At 51.6% G+C, this 20944-nt stretch carries 19 protein-coding genes; 16 read left to right on the top strand and 3 right to left on the bottom strand.

The genetic code is table 11. The features are described from left to right. Positions 1 to 110 precede the first annotated feature (110 nt). From AB8516_RS07065 to AB8516_RS07040, 6 genes are all read left to right on the top strand, one after another. Positions 111 to 1190: a hydrogenase small subunit gene (locus AB8516_RS07065; protein ID WP_108295298.1), complete on the top strand. Its 1080-nt coding sequence runs from the start codon at positions 111 to 113 to the stop codon at positions 1188 to 1190. Then, a complete protein-coding gene (locus AB8516_RS07060) occupies positions 1187 to 2983 on the top strand; it encodes a nickel-dependent hydrogenase large subunit (protein ID WP_369159371.1) in 1797 nt (598 codons plus the stop codon). Before AB8516_RS07065 ends, AB8516_RS07060 begins: the two co-directional genes overlap by 4 nt. A gap of 57 nt (positions 2984 to 3040) precedes the next feature. Then, a complete protein-coding gene (locus tag AB8516_RS07055) occupies positions 3041 to 3238 on the top strand; it encodes a hypothetical protein (protein ID WP_108295296.1) in 198 nt (65 codons plus the stop codon). A 44-nt stretch (positions 3239 to 3282) separates the two neighbouring features. Beyond that, the gene (cybH, locus tag AB8516_RS07050) at positions 3283 to 3966 is read left to right on the top strand and encodes a Ni/Fe-hydrogenase, b-type cytochrome subunit (RefSeq protein WP_369159368.1); all 684 of its coding nucleotides are present in this window, start codon (positions 3283 to 3285) and stop codon (positions 3964 to 3966) included. A gap of 148 nt (positions 3967 to 4114) precedes the next feature. After that, on the top strand, positions 4115 to 5107 hold the full coding sequence (locus AB8516_RS07045) for an MDR family oxidoreductase (protein WP_369159366.1): 993 nt from the start codon (positions 4115 to 4117) through the stop codon (positions 5105 to 5107). Between the two features lie 54 nt (positions 5108 to 5161). After that, entirely contained in the window at positions 5162 to 5626 is a 465-nt protein-coding gene (locus AB8516_RS07040; RefSeq protein ID WP_369159364.1) for a hypothetical protein, read from the top strand. Positions 5627 to 5640: 14 nt separating this feature from the next. On the opposite strand, the gene AB8516_RS07035 is transcribed toward AB8516_RS07040, so the two are convergent. Both AB8516_RS07035 and AB8516_RS07030 read right to left on the bottom strand, forming a co-directional pair. Beyond that, positions 5641 to 6237, bottom strand: a complete 597-nt coding sequence (locus AB8516_RS07035) for a hypothetical protein (RefSeq protein ID WP_369159362.1) — start codon at positions 6235 to 6237, stop codon at positions 5641 to 5643. Between the two features lie 133 nt (positions 6238 to 6370). Next, complete coding sequence (locus AB8516_RS07030; RefSeq protein ID WP_369159360.1) at positions 6371 to 7555, bottom strand: porin; 1185 nt, start codon at positions 7553 to 7555, stop codon at positions 6371 to 6373. A gap of 780 nt (positions 7556 to 8335) precedes the next feature. Between AB8516_RS07030 and AB8516_RS07025 the strand changes: the two genes are divergently transcribed. The 3 genes from AB8516_RS07025 to AB8516_RS07015 are packed head-to-tail and all read left to right on the top strand — an operon-like array spanning position 8336 to position 10804. Further along, positions 8336 to 9331 carry an ABC transporter substrate-binding protein gene (locus tag AB8516_RS07025; RefSeq protein ID WP_369159358.1) on the top strand — a complete coding sequence of 332 codons (996 nt, stop codon included), beginning with the start codon at positions 8336 to 8338 and terminating at the stop codon, positions 9329 to 9331. Next, positions 9315 to 10061: an ABC transporter permease gene (locus tag AB8516_RS07020; RefSeq protein WP_108289994.1), complete on the top strand. Its 747-nt coding sequence runs from the start codon at positions 9315 to 9317 to the stop codon at positions 10059 to 10061. Before AB8516_RS07025 ends, AB8516_RS07020 begins: the two co-directional genes overlap by 17 nt. 47 nt (positions 10062 to 10108) lie before the next feature. Continuing rightward, positions 10109 to 10804, top strand: a complete 696-nt coding sequence (locus AB8516_RS07015; RefSeq protein WP_369159355.1) for an ABC transporter ATP-binding protein — start codon at positions 10109 to 10111, stop codon at positions 10802 to 10804. A gap of 191 nt (positions 10805 to 10995) precedes the next feature. Here AB8516_RS07015 and AB8516_RS07010 read toward each other — a convergent pair whose 3' ends face one another. Beyond that, positions 10996 to 13008, bottom strand: coding sequence for a sigma-54-dependent Fis family transcriptional regulator (locus AB8516_RS07010; RefSeq protein WP_369159353.1), 2013 nt, complete (start codon positions 13006 to 13008; stop codon positions 10996 to 10998). A gap of 718 nt (positions 13009 to 13726) precedes the next feature. Here AB8516_RS07010 and AB8516_RS07005 point away from each other — a divergent pair. The 7 genes from AB8516_RS07005 to AB8516_RS06975 all read left to right on the top strand — a co-directional run bounded on the left by AB8516_RS07005 (position 13727) and on the right by AB8516_RS06975 (position 20941). Further along, positions 13727 to 15007 (top strand): NAD(P)/FAD-dependent oxidoreductase, encoded by a 1281-nt coding sequence (locus AB8516_RS07005; protein WP_369159351.1) that lies wholly within the window; start codon positions 13727 to 13729, stop codon positions 15005 to 15007. A gap of 300 nt (positions 15008 to 15307) precedes the next feature. Beyond that, entirely contained in the window at positions 15308 to 17077 is a 1770-nt protein-coding gene (locus tag AB8516_RS07000) for a methanol/ethanol family PQQ-dependent dehydrogenase (RefSeq protein ID WP_369159349.1), read from the top strand. Between the two features lie 182 nt (positions 17078 to 17259). Next, a complete protein-coding gene (gene pedF, locus AB8516_RS06995; RefSeq protein WP_369159347.1) occupies positions 17260 to 17688 on the top strand; it encodes a cytochrome c-550 PedF in 429 nt (142 codons plus the stop codon). Positions 17689 to 17717: 29 nt separating this feature from the next. Next, entirely contained in the window at positions 17718 to 18629 is a 912-nt protein-coding gene (locus AB8516_RS06990; RefSeq protein ID WP_369159345.1) for a substrate-binding periplasmic protein, read from the top strand. Then, positions 18604 to 19197 (top strand): hypothetical protein, encoded by a 594-nt coding sequence (locus AB8516_RS06985; protein ID WP_369159343.1) that lies wholly within the window; start codon positions 18604 to 18606, stop codon positions 19195 to 19197. Before AB8516_RS06990 ends, AB8516_RS06985 begins: the two co-directional genes overlap by 26 nt. Positions 19198 to 19208: 11 nt before the next feature. After that, positions 19209 to 19997 carry a quinoprotein dehydrogenase-associated SoxYZ-like carrier gene (locus AB8516_RS06980; protein WP_369159341.1) on the top strand — a complete coding sequence of 263 codons (789 nt, stop codon included), beginning with the start codon at positions 19209 to 19211 and terminating at the stop codon, positions 19995 to 19997. Then, positions 19997 to 20941 carry a quinoprotein relay system zinc metallohydrolase 1 gene (locus AB8516_RS06975; protein WP_369159339.1) on the top strand — a complete coding sequence of 315 codons (945 nt, stop codon included), beginning with the start codon at positions 19997 to 19999 and terminating at the stop codon, positions 20939 to 20941. The genes AB8516_RS06980 and AB8516_RS06975 overlap by 1 nt, the downstream gene beginning before the upstream one ends. The last annotated feature ends 3 nt before the right edge of the window (positions 20942 to 20944 follow it).

The following is a 20944-nucleotide window of genomic DNA, read 5'->3' as shown; positions in this document are numbered from 1 at the left end:
GAGACTGTCAGTCTCACTAACGTATTGAAATAAAAATAAAAACATGAATGGCATAAGTGTTGCAGATTTCATATCGCATATCTGGTTTGTTGATTCGGAGGCAGAGGACAATGACCGAGACTTTTTATGATGTGATGCGGCGGCAAGGAATCACTCGCCGTAGTTTTCTGAAATTCTGCAGCCTGACGGCCTCTGCGCTCGGGCTTGGGCCCGCAGTGGTACCGCGTATCGCCGAGGCGATGGAGACCAAGCCACGCATTCCGGTGTTATGGCTGCATGGTCTGGAATGTACCTGCTGTTCCGAATCGTTCATCCGCTCGGCGCATCCATTGGCGAAAGACGTGGTGCTGTCGATGATCTCACTTGACTACGACGACACCATCATGGCCGCTGCCGGCCATCAGGCGGAAGCGATTGTCGAAGAGACTATTGAAAAGTATGACGGCAACTTCATCCTTGCGGTGGAGGGCAATCCGCCACTGGACGAGGATGGCATGTACTGCATCATCGCCGGCAAGCCATTCGTCGATCAGTTGAAGATGGCCGCCGAACACTGCAAGGCCATTATCTCCTGGGGTTCCTGTGCCTCATGGGGTTGCGTTCAGGCCGCACGTCCCAATCCAACCCGTGCCACGCCGGTGCATAAGGTGCCGGGTCTGGCCAACAAGCCGATCATCAAGGTGCCCGGTTGCCCTCCCATCGCCGAGGTCATGACGGCCGTGGTGACCTATATCCTGACCTTCGAGAAATTCCCCGAGTTGGATCGTCAGGGCAGACCCAAGATGTTCTACAGTCAGCGCATCCACGACAAATGTTATCGTCGACCCCATTTCGATGCGGGACAGTTTGTCGAGGCCTGGGATGATGACTCCGCCAGGAAGGGTTACTGCCTCTACAAAATGGGTTGTAAAGGGCCGACCACCTATAACGCTTGCTCAACTGTCCGTTGGAACGGCGGGCTCTCCTTTCCGATCCAGGCAGGCCATGGCTGTATCGGTTGTTCCGAAGACGGTTTCTGGGACAAGGGTAGCTTCTATCAGCACGTAACCGATACCCATCAATTCGGGGTTGAGGCCAATGCCGATAAGGTCGGCCTGGCCGCTGCCGGGATCGTCGGCGCCACGGCTGCCGCCCACGCAGCCGTTACCGCGATCAAGAATGCGCAGAAGAAAGGAGATCAGGATCAATGAGTACCAAGACCACTCCCAACGGTTATACCCTGGACGACTCCGGTCAGCGCGTCGTCGTCGATCCGGTGACCCGCATCGAGGGCCATATGCGCTGCGAGGTGAATGTGGATGAGGAGAACATCATTCGCAATGCGGTTTCCACCGGCACCATGTGGCGCGGGCTTGAGGTGATTCTCAAGGGACGCGATCCCAGAGATGCCTGGGCCTTTACACAACGTATTTGTGGCGTCTGTACCGGTACCCATGCATTGACGTCCGTGCGTGCAGTCGAGGATGCGCTGAAGATCGAGATTCCGGAGAATGCCAACTCGATTCGCAATATCATGCAGTTGACCCTGCAGGCTCACGACCACCTGGTCCACTTTTACCATCTGCACGCGTTGGACTGGGTCAATCCGGTGAATGCCCTGAAGGCAAATCCGAAGGCGACTTCAGAACTGCAGCAGAAGGTTTCACCAAAGCATGCCAAATCGTCCCCCGGGTATTTTCGCGATATTCAGAATCGCCTGAAGAAATTCATAGAGAGCGGTCAGCTGGGTCCCTTCAAAAACGGCTACTGGACCAATCCGGCCTATCTGTTGCCGCCGGAGGCCGATCTGATGGCGGTAACCCACTATCTGGAGGCCCTCGACTTTCAGAAAGAGATCATGAAGATCCGCACTATCCTGGGCGGCAAGGACCCCCATCCCAACTGGCTGGTGGGGGGCGTGCCCTGTCCCATCAATGTGGACGGTGTGGGTTCGGTGGGTGCGCTCAACATGGTGTCACTGAACCAGATCTCATCGATCATCGACAGCACCCGTGAATTCGTGAAAAACGTCTATATTCCGGACATCCTGGCGGTAGGGCAGTTCTACAAAGGATGGCTCTATGGCGGTGGCATTTCAGGCACCAGCGTACTGGCCTATGGCGATATTCCCGATCGGGCCAACGACTACTCGCCAGGCAATCTGCTGATGCCCAGCGGCGCCATTATCAACGGTAATCTGAAGGAGGTGCATGAGGTCGACCTGCGCAATCCGGATGAGATCCAGGAGTTCGTTCCCCACTCCTGGTACAACTATCCGGACGGTGTCAAAGGCCTGCATCCCTGGGATGGTGTCACCGAGGATAACTTCCAGCTTGGGCCCAATACCAAGGGAACCAAGACCAACATCGAGCAGATCGACGAGAATGCCAAATACTCCTGGATCAAGGCACCGCGTTGGCGTGGTCACGCTATGGAGGTGGGACCGCTGGCCCGTTACGTGGTCGGTTACGCCAAGGGCCACGAGGAGATCACCGAGCAGATCAATTTCGTGCTCAAGACCCTCGATGTGCCGGTCACTGCGCTCTTCTCAACTCTCGGCCGCACCGCGGCGCGTGCCCTGGAGGCAGACTGGGCCGGCGATAAGATGCGCTACTTCATGGATAAGTTGATGGCCAACATCAAGGCGGGCGACTCAAGCACGGCCAATGTGGACAACTGGGATCCCGCCACCTGGCCCAAGGAAGCCAAGGGGGTCGGTATCAGTGAAGCGCCGCGGGGCGCGCTTGGTCACTGGATCCGCATCAAGGATACCCGTATCGACAACTACCAGTGTGTGGTCCCCACAACCTGGAACGGATCGCCACGCGACAGTGAGGGCAATATCGGCGCCTTCGAGGCCTCGTTGATGAATACCAAGGTGGCCAGAGCTGAGGAGCCGGTGGAAATCCTGCGTACCTTGCACAGTTTCGATCCCTGTCTTGCCTGTTCCACCCATGTGATGAGTGATGAGGGAAGGGAGTTGGCGAAGGTGAAGGTACGGTGATGGCACAAGTTTTGAGTTATGGGTTTTTAGTTTTGAGACGTATGCAGAGGATATGAAATGAAAAAGACTGTAGTTGGATTAGTCAGTACAACCATCCTGACAATAAGCGGCCCGCTGTCGGCTCACGTAGGTGAACATGGGCCGGTGGGTTTCCTGGCCGATTTGGCCCATCTGCTGGTGGACCATGGCTACCTGTTGGCTCTATTGGGTGTTGTAGCGGGCGGTCTGATTCTAACGCGCTTAACCTGCCGTTGAACCATCACCACCCCATCCCTGATTGACGTTCAGGAGTCACGCATATGCAGACAACCATCAAACGCACCGCTGTTTATGTCTATGAAGCCCCGGTCAGGTTGTGGCACTGGGTCAACGCGTTGGCAATCACGGTACTCGCGATAACAGGTTATTTCATAGCCAATCCCCTGCCCACCATGCCGGGGGAGGCGAGCGATCACTTTCTCATGGGCTATATGCGCTTCGCGCACTTCGCCGCGGCATATGTTTTCACGGTTGGATTTATCGGCCGGATCTACTGGGCATTTGTCGGCAATGAACATGCAAAGGAGTTGTTTCGCCTGCCGTTCTACCGCCTCTCATTCTGGAAAGAGCTGATACATGAGGTGCGCTGGTATGCCTTCATGGAGAAGGAGCCGAAGAAATACGAGGGCCACAACCCATTGGCTCATCTCACCATGGTCGCGATCATTACCGTGGGTGGTATCGCCATGGTACTGACAGGCTTCTCCCTCTATGCAGAGCAGACCGGGCTGGGCAGTTGGCAGGACCAGCTGTTCGGTTGGTTGATCCCCTTGGTGGGTCAGAGCCAGGATGTGCGTCTGTGGCACCACTGGGGTATGTGGATCATCGTTGTCTTTGTCATTATCCATGTCTATGTGGCGATCCGGGAGGATATCGTCTCACGCCAGAGTCTGATCAGTACCATGATCAGCGGTTGGCGTATGTTCAAGGACGACAGACCCTGATTCGGTAACTCATGCCCTCTGGCGTCACCAGGGAAGGTTTTAGACGCCAATTTTAGTAAGCGCGGATTTTCCGCGCTTTTTTTTTCATGAGTCACAGGCTATAACGAGTGAATTGTGATTGAATAAACAACAACATTGAGAGGATGCCATGCCTGAAAGCTTTCCAGCCTACCTGATCTCGAAAACCGACAATGGTCAAATCACTGAATTAAAAGATATTACACTCGATGAGTTGATGGATGGTGATGTCACAGTGAAGGTGGAGTATTCAACCCTTAATTACAAGGATGGTCTTGCCTTGACCGGCAGGGCGCCGGTTGTGAGGCGTTTTCCCCTGGTTCCCGGTATCGATTTTGCCGGTAGTGTCGTCAGTTCAGAACATCCGGGATTCAAGCAGGGCGACCAGGTTGTGTTGAATGGCTTCGGCGTGGGAGAGGTTCATTCGGGCGGTTATGCCGGTATGGCACGGGTGAAAGGCGATTGGCTGGTCGCGCTGCCGAACGGATTTACGCCACGACAGGCCATGGCCGTGGGTACAGCCGGTTATACCGCCATGTTGTGCGTATTGGCATTGGAGCAACATGGATTGACCCCGGATAGCGGAGATATTTTGGTTACCGGCGCGGCCGGTGGCGTCGGCAGTGTGGCCGTCTCGCTCCTTTCGCGGCTCGGTTATCAGGTGACAGGATCGAGCGGAAGAGCGTCGCAAAGGGAATACCTGATCGGTTTGGGCGCTCAGGAGGTCATCGATCGCAGTGAATTCAACGGCAAGGTCAAACCCCTTGCAAAGGAGCGTTGGGCGGCGGCAATCGATGTGGCGGGTGGCAATACTCTGGCAAATGTCCTGAGCCAGATCAATTATGGCGGTGCTGTTGCTGCCTGCGGATTGGCGGAATCGATGGATCTTCCCACTTCAGTCGCACCGTTTATTCTACGGGGCGTGACACTGTATGGCATCGACTCGGTGATGGCATCCATTGAAAAGCGCCAACTGGCATGGAACAGGTTGGCAAGGGATCTGGATCTAGCTCAGCTGGAAGCGATGACTGTGGAGCTTCCCTTCAGCGATTTACCGACTGCGGCAGAAGAGATACTGGCAGGGAATGTGCGTGGCCGCACCGTGGTGAAGATACCGAGCTGAATTACTGATAATCTAGATATTGTTTTGAACTCATTCTGAGTGTGGAAGTGTTTTATGACGAAAAAAAAAGATAAGAAGCTGAAGAAAAAACTCAAGCAAGGCAAGGGAAAACTGAAACCTGCCGATATTGTCTCGGATGATTCTGCAATTCAGACGTTAACGCAAAAAATTCAGAAGCTCAAAGCTGAACTCGAAGAGCGCGATGATGTCATTGGCCGATTGCAAAAACGTTTGAAAAAAGCAGAGAGCAAAAGCGGGAAAAAAGGTAAAAAAGAGAAGAAACCGAAAGGAAAGGGTGGCGCCGCCAGATTACTGCGAGCCCAACAGTCGACCCGAATCGGCGTCATACAAAAAGAGGCATGGAAGCAACACGGTTTTCTGCGTAACAGATACGAGTACTATATGGAGGACGGTCGGGACAAGGAGACGGCAAGAGCATTGGCAGACCAGGACCTGAGAGACGCTTTCGGTGACGAGGCGGGGTATACCAAACTTGAGCTGGAGGATATTCTATCCTGATCGTGATTGGATCATCACATACGAAGCCTCAATTTGGGTTGCTTCGGCAGAGGATAGATCATCCAATCCGTTCGACCATCCTTAAACCTGAACCAATCAGCGGAAATGATTGAGCCGCCTTTAAGGCGAATTGCGTTGCGTGAGCCGGCAGGCGCGATTTTTCTGTCTGGTCCCCGAAAGTCATCCTGGAATGTATCCAGTTGGCCGAATATCAGATTCAGGCCGGAAGCATCGACAAAAACACGGATGCCTGTCGAGTACCGTTTACTGGATATCGATCCGCCCACCGTGCGATAGATGACCAGATGCATGTCCTGATCGGCACGCAGGCGTTTCAGTGACAACAAGACCTGATCAGCCAAGCGCTCTGCATTCAGTTCACTCATCAGATAGATGGTTGCATCTTCCGCAGCCGATTCGATCCGGATGGAGGCAAACAGTTTTGCCAGTGAGAGCTGATCCACGCCATGAACCGGGTGTGCGTTGCGAGTCTCATTTTCAGCAGCAACCGAATAGATTTCCGTCAGACTGGAACTGAAAAAAAGAGCGGCCTCTGACTGTCCGAAAAAGATCAGTGCGAAGGTTGCAATAGAGATCTTTAGCCTTGACATACCGCGCTTGATCATATGTCTCACCCTTATATATCGAATAATGATAAAGAAAAGGCCGGGATAAGTCACCCGGCCTGTCAATTCCCATCAACTCAGAGATAAGTTATTGTTCTAATATGGGCGAAGATAACAATCAGAAGAATAGGATCGCTCCCACGTTCAGGGCATTTGTGTCATCAGAGCCGACTGAAGTTTCACTCTCCATATCGGAATACTCCGCCATCAACGTTAACGCCGGTGTCAGATTATGGTAGACACCCAATGTGATTCGGGTATTCTCAACCTCAGTAATTTTTTCCTGCTCGCTTTCGCTCCAGTTTATGCCGAGTTTTGTGTTGCCAATCTTGTAGGTGCCTTGCAGATAGTAGCCGCTGGTTTCTTCAGCATCGCCTGTTGCGGCATCGAAACCGGGTAGCACCAAACCGCCAAGGGCCAGGCTGGACATGCCTTCGCCATCGTAGACATAGGCTGTGAGTCCCAGATCACCGAAACCAAGTTTACCGAACAGATCCCAGCCTCTCATTGTACTTTCAGAGCCACCCGCCAGATCGACATCCTGTGTAATGAAGGTTGCGGAGACAAGGCCGTTGATATCACCATCCCATTTATAGCTGGCCTTACCATGTATGCCGGGTGAGTCTTGTCCCTGTGAGGTGCTGCCGTTCGCATTACCGTTCATAGGATTGAAGATACCGATGGTGGCGGAGAAACCACCCATAGCCGGCGTTGTCCAGTTGATTTGCGCCAGACGATCAACATAGACATAGCCATAGCCGAGACCGCCCAGGGTGGTATGCCCGGGATTGTCGGCGGTAAAGGTCGGGCCGCTGCCGACGAGGCTGATATCATTCAGAATCGCGTCCAGGCCGAACAGACCGAAATTACGTCCCATCAGCACTGTGCCCATACTGTCATTGCCAAATGTCAGATAGACTTGACGGGCATCGACTGTGGAAAAAGCCAAAGCATCACTCGAACCGCCGCCTTGAGATGCAATACCGTAGTAGACATTGACATGGGCGGCCAGGTCATAACCGTTTTGGTTGGTTGTAGCGCTGAAATTGAGTGAGGCAGGCAGCAACCCATTTGATACAGAGTGTGCGTCGTCATCCGTTGAGCCGCAAGCGAGTCCGGCCAGTGTCGTACCCCCCGAATTAAGATCGCCGGTGTCGCATGATGTCACTGTATAAAAGGCGTTGATATTGCCTCCCAGTCCTAATGTCCAGTCACCGGCCTGCCAGTTGACTGCCTGGGCAGTGCTGGCGCCGGCCAGACAAGCTCCTCCCAGCATTGTCATTACGAGTTTGGATGTGTTCATATCGAGTTGGGCTCCTCTCTTTCGTTTAATTTGACGGCCGCTGAAGGCCGCAATCGTCGTTACGACTAGAATCGTTATTTGCATCAAAACAATTACACAGCACTCTATTCGGGCAATTTTGCAATCACTATGCCACTATGATTATTGATAGGAATAACAGTAAGATAGGAGGAGAGTGGAACGATGCGGCAAAAATTATATGTGACGCACTGTCCCTCTTTTAAGACAATAACCGAGGATCAGCTGTGCTAATGTGGGACAGCTGAAAGAACTATGATGGATTTGTGTAGACAGTAATCTTCCTAAATTGTTGCAATATGCTTTGATATTGATATTGCCAACAAGATGTTTTCTTGATGTCACTGAGCCGTATCATCCAAATGTGAAATACCAGTGCAGGACCCTACACTGGAATGCTGCATGTCACATTGTGGGTATTTGGTGTCGCTGCATTGCCAAATCGCTTCCCTGGAGTAGATACACGTTTTTCATGGTAGGGGAAGCTTTTACATTTCAATTTGTCGAAGCAATTGTATTCCCGATCATATTTCGCTGAACAGGGATTCGATATAAACACACAGCAGAAATGTTGAGCACTGGATTGATCCCCATGGCAATCGAAAATATACAACATATAGTCTGTCACTATTTTGGTAAATTGATATATATTGCTAGAAGTTTGTCTGTCCAGCCCAGTCTGTTATTCTCTTGGCGAACTGCACAATTCTCACTTGCTATGAATATGCTCCCCCGCTAACAGTTATCCTGAAAGAGAGGCACATGTTTAGAATCATAACTTACTTGCTTTTCCTCATTGTTTGCTTCCCTGTAATGGCTGTGGAGCAGTTGCGGGTTGGCGTGCTTCAGTTTGGCACAGTGAATTGGGAAATGGATGTAGTAATCCGCCATCAACTTGATAATAAAAACGGCTTTGCTATCAAGATCGTCCCATTGAGTTCCAAGAATGCGAACAGCGTTGCCTTGCAGGGAGGTGCAGTCGATGTAATTGTCAGTGATTGGATATGGGTCAACAGACAGAGAGCGGCAGGAAAAGACTATACCTTCTTCCCATACTCACTCACAGTCGGCGGATTGTATGTTCGCCCCGATTCCGGTATACGGCAGATATCGGATTTAAAGAACCGTAAACTGGGTGTTGCCGGAGGTCCGGTCGATAAAAGCTGGCTGTTGTTGCAAGCCTATAGTCGTAACCGGGGGTTGGATATATCCACTTCTGTCGAACCCGCTTTTGCCGCACCACCGCTACTTAATCAACTGATGCTCAAGGGTGATCTGTCCGCCGTATTGAATTTCTGGCATTACGGTGCACGCCTTGAGGCTGCAGGTATGTTACCGCTGGTCGATGTCAGATCGATGCTTGATGGTTTGGGTATCGTGGAACCCGTTCCCATGCTGGGTTGGGTTTTCTCGTCCCAATGGGCGGAGAAACATCAGCATTTGATTGAGGGGTTGTTAAATGCCTCTTATGCCGCGAAACGGATATTGGGCGAAAGTGATGAGGAGTGGGAGATTGTCGCGCCATTGACCAAGGCAAAGGATACAACCACACTCAATAATCTGAAAGAAGGTTACAGAAAAGGCATACCTCATGGTTTGAAGAAAAATGGAATGAACGTTGCATCCCGAGTATTTGAAATGTTGGCCAGGGAAGGGGGGAAAAAACTGGTCGGTGAGGCGATGCAGATACAGGACGGAACCTTCTGGCAGGTTCTGGACAGCGAGGAGTTGATCAAAAACAATGTTGCAAGGCAGTAACTGGGGAAGGTGGCTTTTTCTCTCTGTTTTCCTTCTTATCTGGCAGATCGCTGCGCATTTGCTTGAGAGTGATCAGCTGCCAGGTCCATGGGAGGTCATGCAGTCACTCTGGTATCACCTGACCGAAGGTGATCTGCTGATCAGTATTATTGTCACACTGCGACGCGTTGTGCTGGCCTTTACCCTGGCCATGTTGGCGGGGATCGTGGTGGGATTTCTGATGGGGCGTTATCCCCTGGTCGATACGATTCTGGATGGTGTCTTGATCATGGGATTAAACATACCGGCCCTGGTCATCATCATTCTCTGCTATGTCTGGTTCGGGCTGGTCGAAGCTGCGGCAGTAGCTGCGGTTGCAATCAATAAAATGCCTTTGGTGGCGGTGACCGTGCGCGAAGGCGTACGGGCGATTGACCACCAATTGCTTCAGGTAGGCGAGGTGTTTCGAGTGCCTCTTCTACGATCACTGTTTCGTATCTACATGCCGCAACTCTATCCCTACCTTATAACAGCCGCCCGTTCCGGCCTTTCCTTGATATGGAAGATCGTACTGGTGGTCGAGCTGCTTGGACGCAGTGATGGCGTTGGTTTTCAGCTAAGTACATTTTTTCAGTTTTTCGACATCACAAGCATCCTTGCCTATACACTGGCATTTGTCTTGGTGATCTATAGTATCGAGTCGCTGCTGATGCGTCCCTTGGAGAACTATTTAAGTCGGTGGCGATCGTGAACGGTTGCCGAGTGAGAATAAACCACAAATCATTTGGCGAGATGTCGGTGATTAAGAATCTCGAGTTCGAGATTGTAACCGACGCTTTTATCAGCCTGGTGGGTCCTTCAGGCGCTGGAAAGAGCACCCTGTTGAATATACTCAGCGGTCTGGATGGTAACTTTGATGGCAGCCTGGAGTGGGTGGATGGCGGTCCCGGGTGTGTCAGTTACGTTTTTCAGGATCCCCGTTTGATGCCCTGGCTGACGGTAAGAGAAAACGTCGAACTGGTCATGCACGACGCCAAAAAGGATAGTTCATGGGTTGATCACCTGTTGCATTTGGTCGAGCTCAACGAAAGGGCAGATGCATTTCCGGGCCAACTCTCAGGCGGCATGCAGAGGCGCGTGGCGCTTGCGAGAGCGATGGCCATAAAACCGGATATATTGCTGTTGGATGAACCCTTTTCGTCACTGGATGCACCCACCGCGGCATCGCTACGGGAGATGGTGCTCGATCTCTGGCGTGATCACTCCAGTGCGGTGATACTCGTGACGCACAATCTCAATGAGGCGCTGGAACTGGCTGACCGAGTACTTTTCCTGTCAAAGGGACCGGCCAGTATTATCCATCAGGAAGCGTTGCAACCGTCACGTATCGATCCCACTGTTGAACGCGACTCGGATAATCTGGCTAAAGCCCTGCTGAAACGTCAACCAGGGATTCTGTCCGGTGTTGCTGTAGATCAAGTCGAACAAGCGTAAGCCGCACATGAACGCTATGCCCCGCAAATAAGCGCAAATTTTTCTTGATGTTCGGTGTGGCTTGTATATTGAAGAAGATCGAACTGCCTATTTTGGTGCCAGATCAATAAAGAGTGCAGCGCCGACAATTAATTGCTGCTGCACGAGTGCCGGTTCGAAGACGCGGCATGCAGGCTTAACCTGATCATATCCTAATTGTCTTGCTTAATGTTGTGCTTCTGTATCTTGCGATAGAGCGTGTTTCTGCTCATGTCAAGTGCTTCTGCAGTGCGTGTTATATTCCAGTTGTAGGTTTTCAACGCATTCAGAATAACCGTATGCTCAGCAGACCTGAGGGGATTATCCGAGACCGCATCTACAGGGGGCAGGTCTTCGTTTTTCGGCGTGGAAGCGATGCTGTCCTGGGAACAGGCATGGGCATGATTCTGGTTGCGCCCAACCAGGGTTGGCAGATTGATATGGGAAACATCGATGACATCTCCATCACATAAGGCAACAGCTGTTCTTATAACATTGCGCAGTTGACGCAGATTGCCTGGCCAGGGGTATTTCAATAGATGCGAAATGGCTTCCGGTGTGATTTGCAGCTTTTTACCGGTGTCGTTTTCCGCTTCAAGGACTTTGAGAATGATATTGCGCAGATCCTGGCGCTCTCTGAGGGGCGGTAAGTAGAGTGTAATGCCGTTGAGCCGATAGTAGAGATCCTCGCGAAAAGCGCCTTCATTGATCAGTTGTATAAGATCGCGATGAGTCGCAGCCACGATATTGAGATCAACCTTGATGAGTTGTTCCGCACCAAGAGGGACCACTTCCTCAGTCTCGAGCACCCGCAGCAGTCTTGATTGCATGTTGAGCGGCATATCGCCAATTTCATCCAGGAAAAGAGTTCCACCGCTTGACTCTATCAGCTTTCCGCGGCGTCCTTCCTTGCGTGCACCGGTAAAAGCGCCATGCTTGTAACCGAACAGTTCACTTTCGATGAGCGATTCCGGGATCGAGGCGCAGTTTAAGGCAACGAAGGGTTTATCCTTGCGTTTGCTTGCCTTATGCATTGCTTGAGAGAAGAGATCCTTACCGGTTCCGGTTTCTCCCTGCAATAGAATAGGGATGCGCTTATCAACAACCCGTAGAGCGCGTTTGGCCGCTTCAAGCATCTGAGGGTCTTCACCGGCAAGCTTGTTCAGGTTGCAGAGTTCACCGCGACACTCATCCGGGCTCTGGGTAGCGGGCTTAATCGTAAGACCGCGTAGTGGTGCAGGTTCCTTGTACTTGTAAATAAAGCCGAAAAAGCGCGCACCGCTCTCCTGATGGCGGAACGGTAGTACAGTACCCTCATTAGACTTGGAAGCGAAGAGCAGACTGTCGAGATCATTACCCACAAGGTCGGAGAGGCTCATGCCAACCAGCATGTTTCGGTCCTGAATACCCAACAGCTGCAGCGCAACGATGTTGGCTGCAAGTATGCGGTTGTCCTCGCTGAGGGCCAGCATCGCTTCATTGGGCAGAGCAACACATTCGACACGACTGTGGAAGCGCAATACCCGCTGGTTGCGGAATTCGCGGAGAAAATAACGGCCCTCGATCAATCGTGCATAACTGACCACCAATGCGCGCGTATGAATCTGAGAGGCACGGGAGTCTTCAGTTCCGCAACAGGAGGCGTCCAGCACAGTGAGTAGATTGCCGTGAGGATCGAGTATCGGTGAAGCCGAGCATGAGAGGTCGATATTCTGTCTGAGAAAATGTTCATCCCGATGTACAGTGACAGGCCGCATTTCCGATATACAAGTACCTATTCCATTGGTGCCGACATGTTCTTCTCCCCAATCCGCGCCTTGCCACAGGCCGGCCTTTCTGAACTCGTCAGTCAGGTTGTCCTCGACTTGATGGTGGAGTATGAGACCCTTGTTATCGGTCAGGATAACCGCATACCCGCTACCGGACAGGGCCGACGCCAAGTTGGCCAGTTCGGGTTCGGATAATCTGATGAAGGCTTCGAAACGGGATCTGAGTTCATGCAGTGATTGCGGTTCGAGAACATTGGGACTGCGCGGCTTGAACGGGTCAAGGTGATCATCGCTCAGACAACGCTGCCAGGATCTGATAATCTCACGTTCAATACCGAGAAACTCAACTCCATCATTCAATGAAGCCACAGAAGAGATTCGTTCGGCATGTTGCCGAAACTTCTGATTATGGGTCATTGCCACTCCATCCGGTCAAAGTTGCAGTGAGTCTGCTTTAATTATTATTTACAACAACAAACTGTAGTCTCTATTCAGCCATTTTTATATGCGAACTGTTCAGAAACGATACAGTGGACTGTTTAAAAATGTGCCAGGCAGTCAGGCCTGTTTTACCGCTCCCATAAGCCGTAAGCGTGATTTACAAGTAAAAAGATCGGCTTACAGCTCAAATCCGCCAGCTTGTTGAATCGATAAAATACCCCGGATTTCAAGTAGATAATATTCGTCTACATATTTGCCTGTCGCCTGCGGGCTGCGATTTGACCGCCTAAGACATCCAGGCCTTTTGAGACCATTCAGACGCTGTACAACTGCAACAGCATGGGTATCAGCCGATATCGATATTAAATAACATCAATTTCTGTACCAACATGATGGCGCGTTTTTTGCGAGCGCTTAATTCAGATATGCATTTCTCGATCGAGACACTGCAGAGGGTTCGGAAACAGACCTGGTTTGAATGAACGAGATGGCTGGATTCCGGGTTGTTGACGCAGGTTCAGGTGGATGATTGTATGTGGGGAGTTCCTCGAATTTTGAACATTTCAGACACAACGGGAATACCTGGAACAGAGGCTTCATGCCCGGTCCGGGAAGGGTTCGGAGCAGTTGTTGAACAGCCAGGATCTGCGCGGATCCCCCAATGTTCAACATACAGGGAGTGGAGAGAGACACTATGCAGCATGTGATTATCGGTGCAGGCCCGGCAGGTGTGGTTGCAGCCGAATCAATCAGAAAGTTCGATAAATCCAGTACTGTCACATTAGTCAGTAATGAATCTGAAAGACCCTATTCACGCCTTGCGATACCGCGGTTTCTGCAAGGTACTATTGCTGAAAAGGATACCTATCTCAGATGCGGGCAGGACTATTTCGCCTCCCAGTCCATTGACGTTCGCAGGGGATGTGTTGTCAAGGTGGATAGTCGTAACGATTCGGTGAATCTGGCGGATGGCACGCGCCTGGAATATGACCGTTTGTTGATTGCCACCGGCTGTCGGCCTGAAAAGCCGGCGATTCCCGGTAAAGAGCTTCCTGGTGTTGTGAACTGTTGGACTCTCGAGGATGCAAGAAAGATTGTGTGTAATCTAGGCATCAACAGTCGATTGATTGTGGTTGGCGGAGGTTTTATCGGCTTCGTTATTATCGATGCGCTAGCACGTACCGGCGCGCACATCGATGTGATTGAAAAGGGAAACCGTATCCTCCCTCATTTAATGAACGATGAATCAAGTCGTTTAATCCAATCGTGGTGTGATAAGAAAGGCATCGAGGTGAAAACATGTGTTGATATCGAGGCGATTGAAAGAAGAAGCGTAACCAGTGGTAATGCGGGATCGGGTTCGCATCTCAGTGTTTTATTGGACAATGGTGATAGTCTCAATGCAGACATGGTGATTTTTACAACAGGTACCAAGATCAATACAAAATTTCTCGAAGGATCGGAGATTGCATTTGATCATGGTGTATTAGTGGATGAGCGTCTCAATACCAATATGCCGAATGTCTTTGCTGCTGGCGATGCCTGTCAAGGTCTTGGTTTTTCCACCGGCGGTCGAAGAGTGCAGGCTGTGCAACTAACCGCCAGTGAACATGGGCGCATAGCAGCTGCAAACATGTGTGGATTTAAAGCCAGATATTCAGGAAGCATCACCATGAATGTGCTTGATACGCTGGGGTTGGTATCCAGTTCCTTCGGTGCCTGGAACGGTGTTGAGGGCGGGGAGAGTGTCACCTATTCCCTGTCCGGTAACTACACATATCTTAACCTTCAGTTTAGTGAGGATAAACTTGTCGGCGGATCTTGCATCGGGAATGCCGAGTGCCTGCAGCAATTACCCAGGTTGATTCATGCGCATACTCCACTTAAAGAATGGAAAAAAAGGCTCATGGATGATCCATGCCGGCTTGGCGAGGCGTATCATGCACTTTCTCAAGTGAACATCAGTAACAACTAGGTGCTGTTCTGAACCTAATCTATTCTTAATTGATCGCCTACCGAATACAACAAATGTGTTGAGTCTTGAACCACTGTCTCAAAACATGACAACTCAGGGTGGGTGATCATAATCGATGATTATTTCTTTTGACTACCGAAGTATCTTAAGTTTTTTTAATAAAAATAAACGTTTATCAATAACCAATCGTTAAACGCAATGTTTGGCCTGGTTCTTGCTGAAAACCTGTAACGAGGAATGGGATGTATCCAACGAACTGTTACGGGAACAGAACAATCCATTGAACTTGGAGGAGAAGAAATGATGATTTCCCTGCATCGAAAAAGGGTTTTGCTCAAAGTGGTTGCAATATCCAGCATCAGTGCCGCTGTTACCTTTACCGGTACGGTTAATGCACGCACGACACAGGCTGAAATAGATGATGATGCAGCCAGTACACAAGATGTTCTGAGCTGGGGTATGGGCCAGCAAGGCCAGCGTTACAGCCCGCTTAAGAAGATCAATACAGGCAATGTTAAGAAACTGGTACCCGCATGGAGTTTCTCATTTGGTGGAGAGAAGCAGCGTGGACAGGAGGCACAGCCGGTTATCAAGGATGGTAAGATGTTTGTCACGGCATCATATTCCCGACTTTATGCAATTGACACAAAGACAGGTCAAGAGCTTTGGCAATATGATCACCGCCTGCCTGATGGCATCCTGCCATGTTGTGACGTGGTCAACCGAGGTGCGGCGCTGTATGACGATCTGGTGATTTTCGGAACCTTGGATGCACGGATTATCGCTCTCCATCAGGATACCGGAAAGGTCGTCTGGCGTGCCAAGATCGATGACTATAAGGCGGGCTACTCTTTCACGGCAGCGCCTCTGATTGTCAAGGACATGGTTATCACAGGTGTCTCCGGTGGTGAATTTGGTGTCATCGGGCGTGTTGAGGCGCGTGATGCAAAGACCGGTAAACTGCGTTGGATCCGTCCGTCGGTCGAAGGGCATATGGGTCATATCTGGAAAGGTGACAAAAAGATGGAGAATGGTGTCACCGGTAAGACCAATGCCAGTTGGCCCGGCGATATGTGGAAAACCGGTGGCGCCGCAACCTGGCAGGGCGGTACCTATGATCATGAAACCGATCTGATCTTTTACGGTACGGGTAATCCCGCACCGTGGAATGCGCATCTGAGGCCTGGCGACAACCTCTATTCGACATCGACTCTGGCCATCGATCCCGATACCGGGAAGATCGCATGGCATTATCAATACACGCCTAATGACGGTTGGGATTATGATGGTGTCAACGAACTCGTTTCGTTCAATAGCGGCGGCGAGAAGCTGGCAGGTCACGCTGACAGGAACGGCTTTTTCTATGTCCTGGACCGTACCAACGGTAAATTGAAAAACGCTTTTCCATTTGTCAACAGGATCGATTGGGCGAAAGGCGTTGACCTGAAGACCGGCCGTCCACTCGAAACCGGTGTGCGTCCAGGTGATCCCACCAAGAGCAAAGATGGTAAAAAGGGTGATGTTGTATTCGTCGCGCCCTCTTTCCTCGGCGCGAAAAACTGGATGCCTATGGCTTACAGTCCGGATACCGAACTCTTCTATGTACCGGCCAATGAGTGGGGCATGGACCTCTGGAATGAGCCCATTACCTATAAAAAGGGCGCGGCCTACCTGGGTGCCGGATTTACCATCAAGCCCCTCAATGATGACTACATCGGTGCATTGCGTGCGGTCAATCCAAAGACTGGAAAAATCGTATGGGAATACAAAAACAACGCACCTCTATGGGGTGGCGTGATGACGACAGCCGGCGGATTGGTGTTTACCGGCACGCCGGAAGGTTACCTGAAGGCGTTCGATGCCAAGACCGGAGATGAGTTGTGGAATTTCCAGACCGGTTCCGGTGTGGTCGGTTGTCCGGTTACCTGGGAGCAGGATGGTGAGCAGTACATCGCTGTACCCTCCGGCTGGGGTGGCGCAGTCCCACTGTGGGGTGGTGATGTGGCCAAGAAGGTCAAATACCTGAACCAGGGTGGATCACTCTGGGTCTTCAAGTTGTCTGATGTCTGATTAGCGTGATGGATCGGATATTGTGTTTGATATCCGATCCTGATCCGCGCTCAGCAGTGCTGACCAAACAACTTACAATCCAACACTGACAGATAAATAGCGATAGAGAAATCTTGCCGGATGGTTATCAGGCATGACGATCATTCTCGGGCTTTCTGTTTGATTACCTGGAGTATCTCCACATGCAAATCTCAACATCAATTAAAGTCGGACTCGGTCTGATATTATCGGCTATCATTGCGGGTAAGGCTTTAGCGCACGGCGATGTGGCGCCTCAGGCCGTTGATACCAAGCACCTGCCTCCGTTGGGTGAGGATTGGCTCGAGGTTAATCCATACAGAGACAATGCGGATGCCGTAAAGACTGGGGCTTCCGCCTACAATCAAAACTGCGCGCGATGTCATGGCCTGGGTGCCGTCTCCGGTGGCATCGCCCCTGATCTGCGTTTGCTGCCACCCGAAGATGAGGGAGATGAGTGGTTTATGTATCGTGCCCGCAACGGTGCTGTACGTAACGGAATTACCTACATGCCGAAGTTTGAGGGCATCCTTTCACAGGAGGCGCTCTGGTCGATCAGGGCCTGGCTGGTGACCCTGCCTGTTGAAGAGTAGTCATCGAGACATAACAGTGAGAGAGTGATATGTATAGGATCAAAGACATTTTAATCTTTGCGGCTGCAGTTGCCTCTCTTATGCTGGCGAGTCCGGCAACAGCCGAGGATGAACCCACTGCATTGGATCGCATCAGAGAGCGTGGCGTCCTGGAGGTTGCGGTATACAACGACTTTCCACCTTTTTCCTATCGTGACGAACGGGGCAGGATTGTCGGAATAGATGCGGATATCGCCCATGCACTTGCCAAGTCATTGGGTGTGGCGGCGGCAATCAGAGCGGTGGGTGCCGACGAATCGATGGAAGACGACCTGCGTAATAACGTTTGGAAGGGGCATTACCTGGGTGGAGGCGTAGCCGATGTAATGCTGCATGTTCCCTATGATGCCGCGTTTGCCGAAGAGAATGATCGTGTCATATTCGTTGCGCCCTATTACCGGGAACAGGTCGTGGTGGCGGTTGAGAAGGGAGTCGGGGCCAATCTCGATCCATTGGACTATTTCAGTCGCGAAAAGGTGGGCGTTGAGCTGGATACCCTGACGGATTTCTATCTCTTGTCTGCCTACAATGGCAAAATCCGCAATCAGGTTGTCCACTTTTCGAATATCGGTAAAGCGGTTAACGCCCTGAAAAAAGGTGAGGTTGCCGGTGTTGCCGGTCCACGCAGTGAGATTGAGTTCGCACTGGGGGATCAGGCGGCCAATTTTGCTGTGGGACCGATACGGATGCCTGGCTTGAGTACTTCCGGATGGGATCTGGGTGCAGCGGTGAAACAGGGTAACGGTGCCTTGGCTGAAGCAGTGGAACAGGCAATGTCCCAGCTACGCCAGAGTAGTTCATTAAGTAAGATATTTACGCAGTATCGCTCCACCTATCAATTACCAAGCCGAACCAGGCTGGTAAGGGTTGAATCTGATGGGCGCATCAGTCAGCGCGATTAACAGACGGGGTTGGCGCAGCTGGTTCGTTATCATTCTACTGTCTGGGATCGCAGAAGCAGGGACGGTGGAGGCCGTCGATGAGCGCTATCGTATACGTGCCGAAAATCAGCAACAGGAGTTGATACAACTTGGCACGCTAATATTGATGGATAGCCCCAATGGTCAAGGCTATCGCATCGAATGGGATGAGGCGCAGTTTGAAAATCACTTCCTCTCCATGCGTCCATTCAAATGTCTCCCGCACCCGGTCCAGTTAATCTGCCATCTGCCTTATCCCTATGAAATCAAGCGCAAGATAGACAATGATGATCTGACCGACCTGGAATATGACATGTTGTTTCTGCATAAGACCCCCCAGGAATACGGCATCAATGCCTGGAACGGTCTCTATTTTAAATTTCAGCGCGACCGGAATGGATTCTCCGGGGAGCTGAGAGAGACCGATTTGAATGTGCTCCAGGCTCCACCGGAAGAGGGTGATCTCCGTCCCATCGATCCGGATGCCTTGTACGAACCGTCCGATAAGCATTGGTTGCGCCGCATCATAATCGAACCGGTCGGATCCTAAGGAGCCATAGTGTGAAGTCGATTGACCAACAGTTGTTTCTTTCCTGCATCTTCCTATGCTGCCTTGTGAATCCAGGCTACGCGCAACAGGGCCAAACCGACCCATTGAACTCGCCGATGTGGAAGGATATGCACCGATCCCTGTTGGGCGGCGCCTCGGTGGTGTTTGATGATAGGGTTCAGGTATTGGCACCCGTCGATGCGGAAGATTCGATGAATGTACCGGTCCTGGTGGACGCAACGGCACTGGGTGAGGTTTCGAAGATCGTGGTGTTCGCGGAACTCAATCCCATCCATAAAGTGCTTGAATTGGAACCGCTTCATGCCAAGCCCATTATCGGCTTTCGCATCAAGGTGCAGCAGGCCACGCCGGTCCGGGCAGCGGCGCTTGCAGGTGACGGCCGATGGCATGTGGGTGGACGGATTGTCGATGCGGCTGGCGGTGGTTGCACTCTGCCCAGTATCGGCAGTGAAAACAGTGATTGGGCCAGCCGCATGGGAGAGGTTGCCGGCAGACTCTGGTCAAATCAAGATTCCACGCGCCTGCGAATGCGCGTCATGCATCCCATGGACACCGGGTTAGTGCCGGGTATACCGGCATTCTATATCGACCATCTGGAATTTCACGATGCGAAAGGGGAGATACTCTCCCGCCTGTTCCTGCATGAACCGGTCTCTGAAAATCCCGTTCTCACACTCGATCTGCCGAGGCGTGATTCCGTAACCGTAGTGGGGGCGGATAATAATGGTAATCCAGTCAAAGCGCGGTTTTTGCCTGGCATGAATGAGGCGGAAATGTAATGTCGTCACGGCGAATTGTGATATTCCTATTCTGCCTGTGTTTCCTCACACCGGTATGGGGCGCCAAGGACTATGGCTTGAAACCACTTAAGATCGCACCCGATACCTATGTGCTGCTGGGTGAAAATGAACATTTCAATTTCAGCAACGGGGGTAATATCGTCAATGTCGGTTTTATCGTGACGGACGATGGCGTGATCGTGATCGATAGCGGGCCATCCCGCTTCTATGGTGAACAGTTGCGCGCAGCCATTGGCAGGATTACCGACCGACCGATTCTGAAGCTCTTCAATACTCACCTGCACCCGGATCACATCCTCGGTAATCAGGCCTTCGAGGATATCCCCATAGCCGCCCTGGCGGGTACCGTTGAAGGTATCCGTGAACAGGGTGAACTGTTCAACGACAGTATGTACCGTCTGGCGGGTGCCTGGATGGCGGGTACCCGGGTAGTGGTGCCGACCGAAACCGTTAAACCGGGTTTTGTAGAGATCGGAGGTCACCGTCTTGAATTGATTGAGCTTGATGGTCACTCCCATGCCGACCTGGTGATTCTCGATCATGCGACCGGGGTGTTGTTTGCTGCGGATGTTGTGTTTCATGGGCGTACACCCACCACCCCCCATGCCGATGTAGGACAATGGTTACAGGCACTTGATACGATAGCCGGGCTTGATTTCAAGCTGCTGGTACCTGGGCACGGCAGTGTGGTCACGGATAGCGGGGCAATCGCTCAGACGCGAAATTACCTGCAATGGTTGACAACCCGTCTGAACAAGGCTGCGGAACAGGGGATGAGCATGGCCGAAGTACTGCAACCTGATGCACCCCCATCGATCATGGAACTGGCTGTCTTTCTCGAGGAGTATCAACGCTCAGTCATCCATCTGTTTCCGGAGATTGAGGCGAAGGTGCTGGACCGGGGCAGGGTGGTGCAAGAGTGACCC

Source organism: Candidatus Thiodiazotropha sp. LNASS1 (assembly GCF_964212655.1).
Lineage (GTDB): Bacteria > Pseudomonadota > Gammaproteobacteria > Chromatiales > Chromatiaceae > Thiodiazotropha.
This window is presented reverse-complemented; position numbering and strand designations above follow the sequence as displayed.

Excerpts from the sequence above, each read along its gene's own strand:
- cybH (WP_369159368.1), top strand. The coding sequence starts at position 3,283 with ATGCAGACAACCATCAAACGCACCGCTGTTTATGTCTATGAAGCCCCG.
- AB8516_RS07020 (WP_108289994.1), top strand. The coding sequence starts at position 9,315 with ATGTTGCAAGGCAGTAACTGGGGAAGGTGGCTTTTTCTCTCTGTTTTC.
- AB8516_RS07040 (WP_369159364.1), top strand. The coding sequence starts at position 5,162 with ATGACGAAAAAAAAAGATAAGAAGCTGAAGAAAAAACTCAAGCAAGGC.
- AB8516_RS06985 (WP_369159343.1), top strand. The coding sequence starts at position 18,604 with ATGGGCGCATCAGTCAGCGCGATTAACAGACGGGGTTGGCGCAGCTGG.
- AB8516_RS07060 (WP_369159371.1), top strand. The coding sequence starts at position 1,187 with ATGAGTACCAAGACCACTCCCAACGGTTATACCCTGGACGACTCCGGT.
- pedF (WP_369159347.1), top strand. The coding sequence starts at position 17,260 with ATGCAAATCTCAACATCAATTAAAGTCGGACTCGGTCTGATATTATCG.
- AB8516_RS07005 (WP_369159351.1), top strand. The coding sequence starts at position 13,727 with ATGCAGCATGTGATTATCGGTGCAGGCCCGGCAGGTGTGGTTGCAGCC.
- AB8516_RS07000 (WP_369159349.1), top strand. The coding sequence starts at position 15,308 with ATGATGATTTCCCTGCATCGAAAAAGGGTTTTGCTCAAAGTGGTTGCA.
- AB8516_RS06975 (WP_369159339.1), top strand. The coding sequence starts at position 19,997 with ATGTCGTCACGGCGAATTGTGATATTCCTATTCTGCCTGTGTTTCCTC.
- AB8516_RS07030 (WP_369159360.1), bottom strand. The coding sequence starts at position 7,555 with ATGAACACATCCAAACTCGTAATGACAATGCTGGGAGGAGCTTGTCTG.
- AB8516_RS07045 (WP_369159366.1), top strand. The coding sequence starts at position 4,115 with ATGCCTGAAAGCTTTCCAGCCTACCTGATCTCGAAAACCGACAATGGT.
- AB8516_RS07025 (WP_369159358.1), top strand. The coding sequence starts at position 8,336 with ATGTTTAGAATCATAACTTACTTGCTTTTCCTCATTGTTTGCTTCCCT.
- AB8516_RS06990 (WP_369159345.1), top strand. The coding sequence starts at position 17,718 with ATGTATAGGATCAAAGACATTTTAATCTTTGCGGCTGCAGTTGCCTCT.
- AB8516_RS07055 (WP_108295296.1), top strand. The coding sequence starts at position 3,041 with ATGAAAAAGACTGTAGTTGGATTAGTCAGTACAACCATCCTGACAATA.
- AB8516_RS07010 (WP_369159353.1), bottom strand. The coding sequence starts at position 13,008 with ATGACCCATAATCAGAAGTTTCGGCAACATGCCGAACGAATCTCTTCT.
- AB8516_RS07065 (WP_108295298.1), top strand. The coding sequence starts at position 111 with ATGACCGAGACTTTTTATGATGTGATGCGGCGGCAAGGAATCACTCGC.
- AB8516_RS07035 (WP_369159362.1), bottom strand. The coding sequence starts at position 6,237 with ATGTCAAGGCTAAAGATCTCTATTGCAACCTTCGCACTGATCTTTTTC.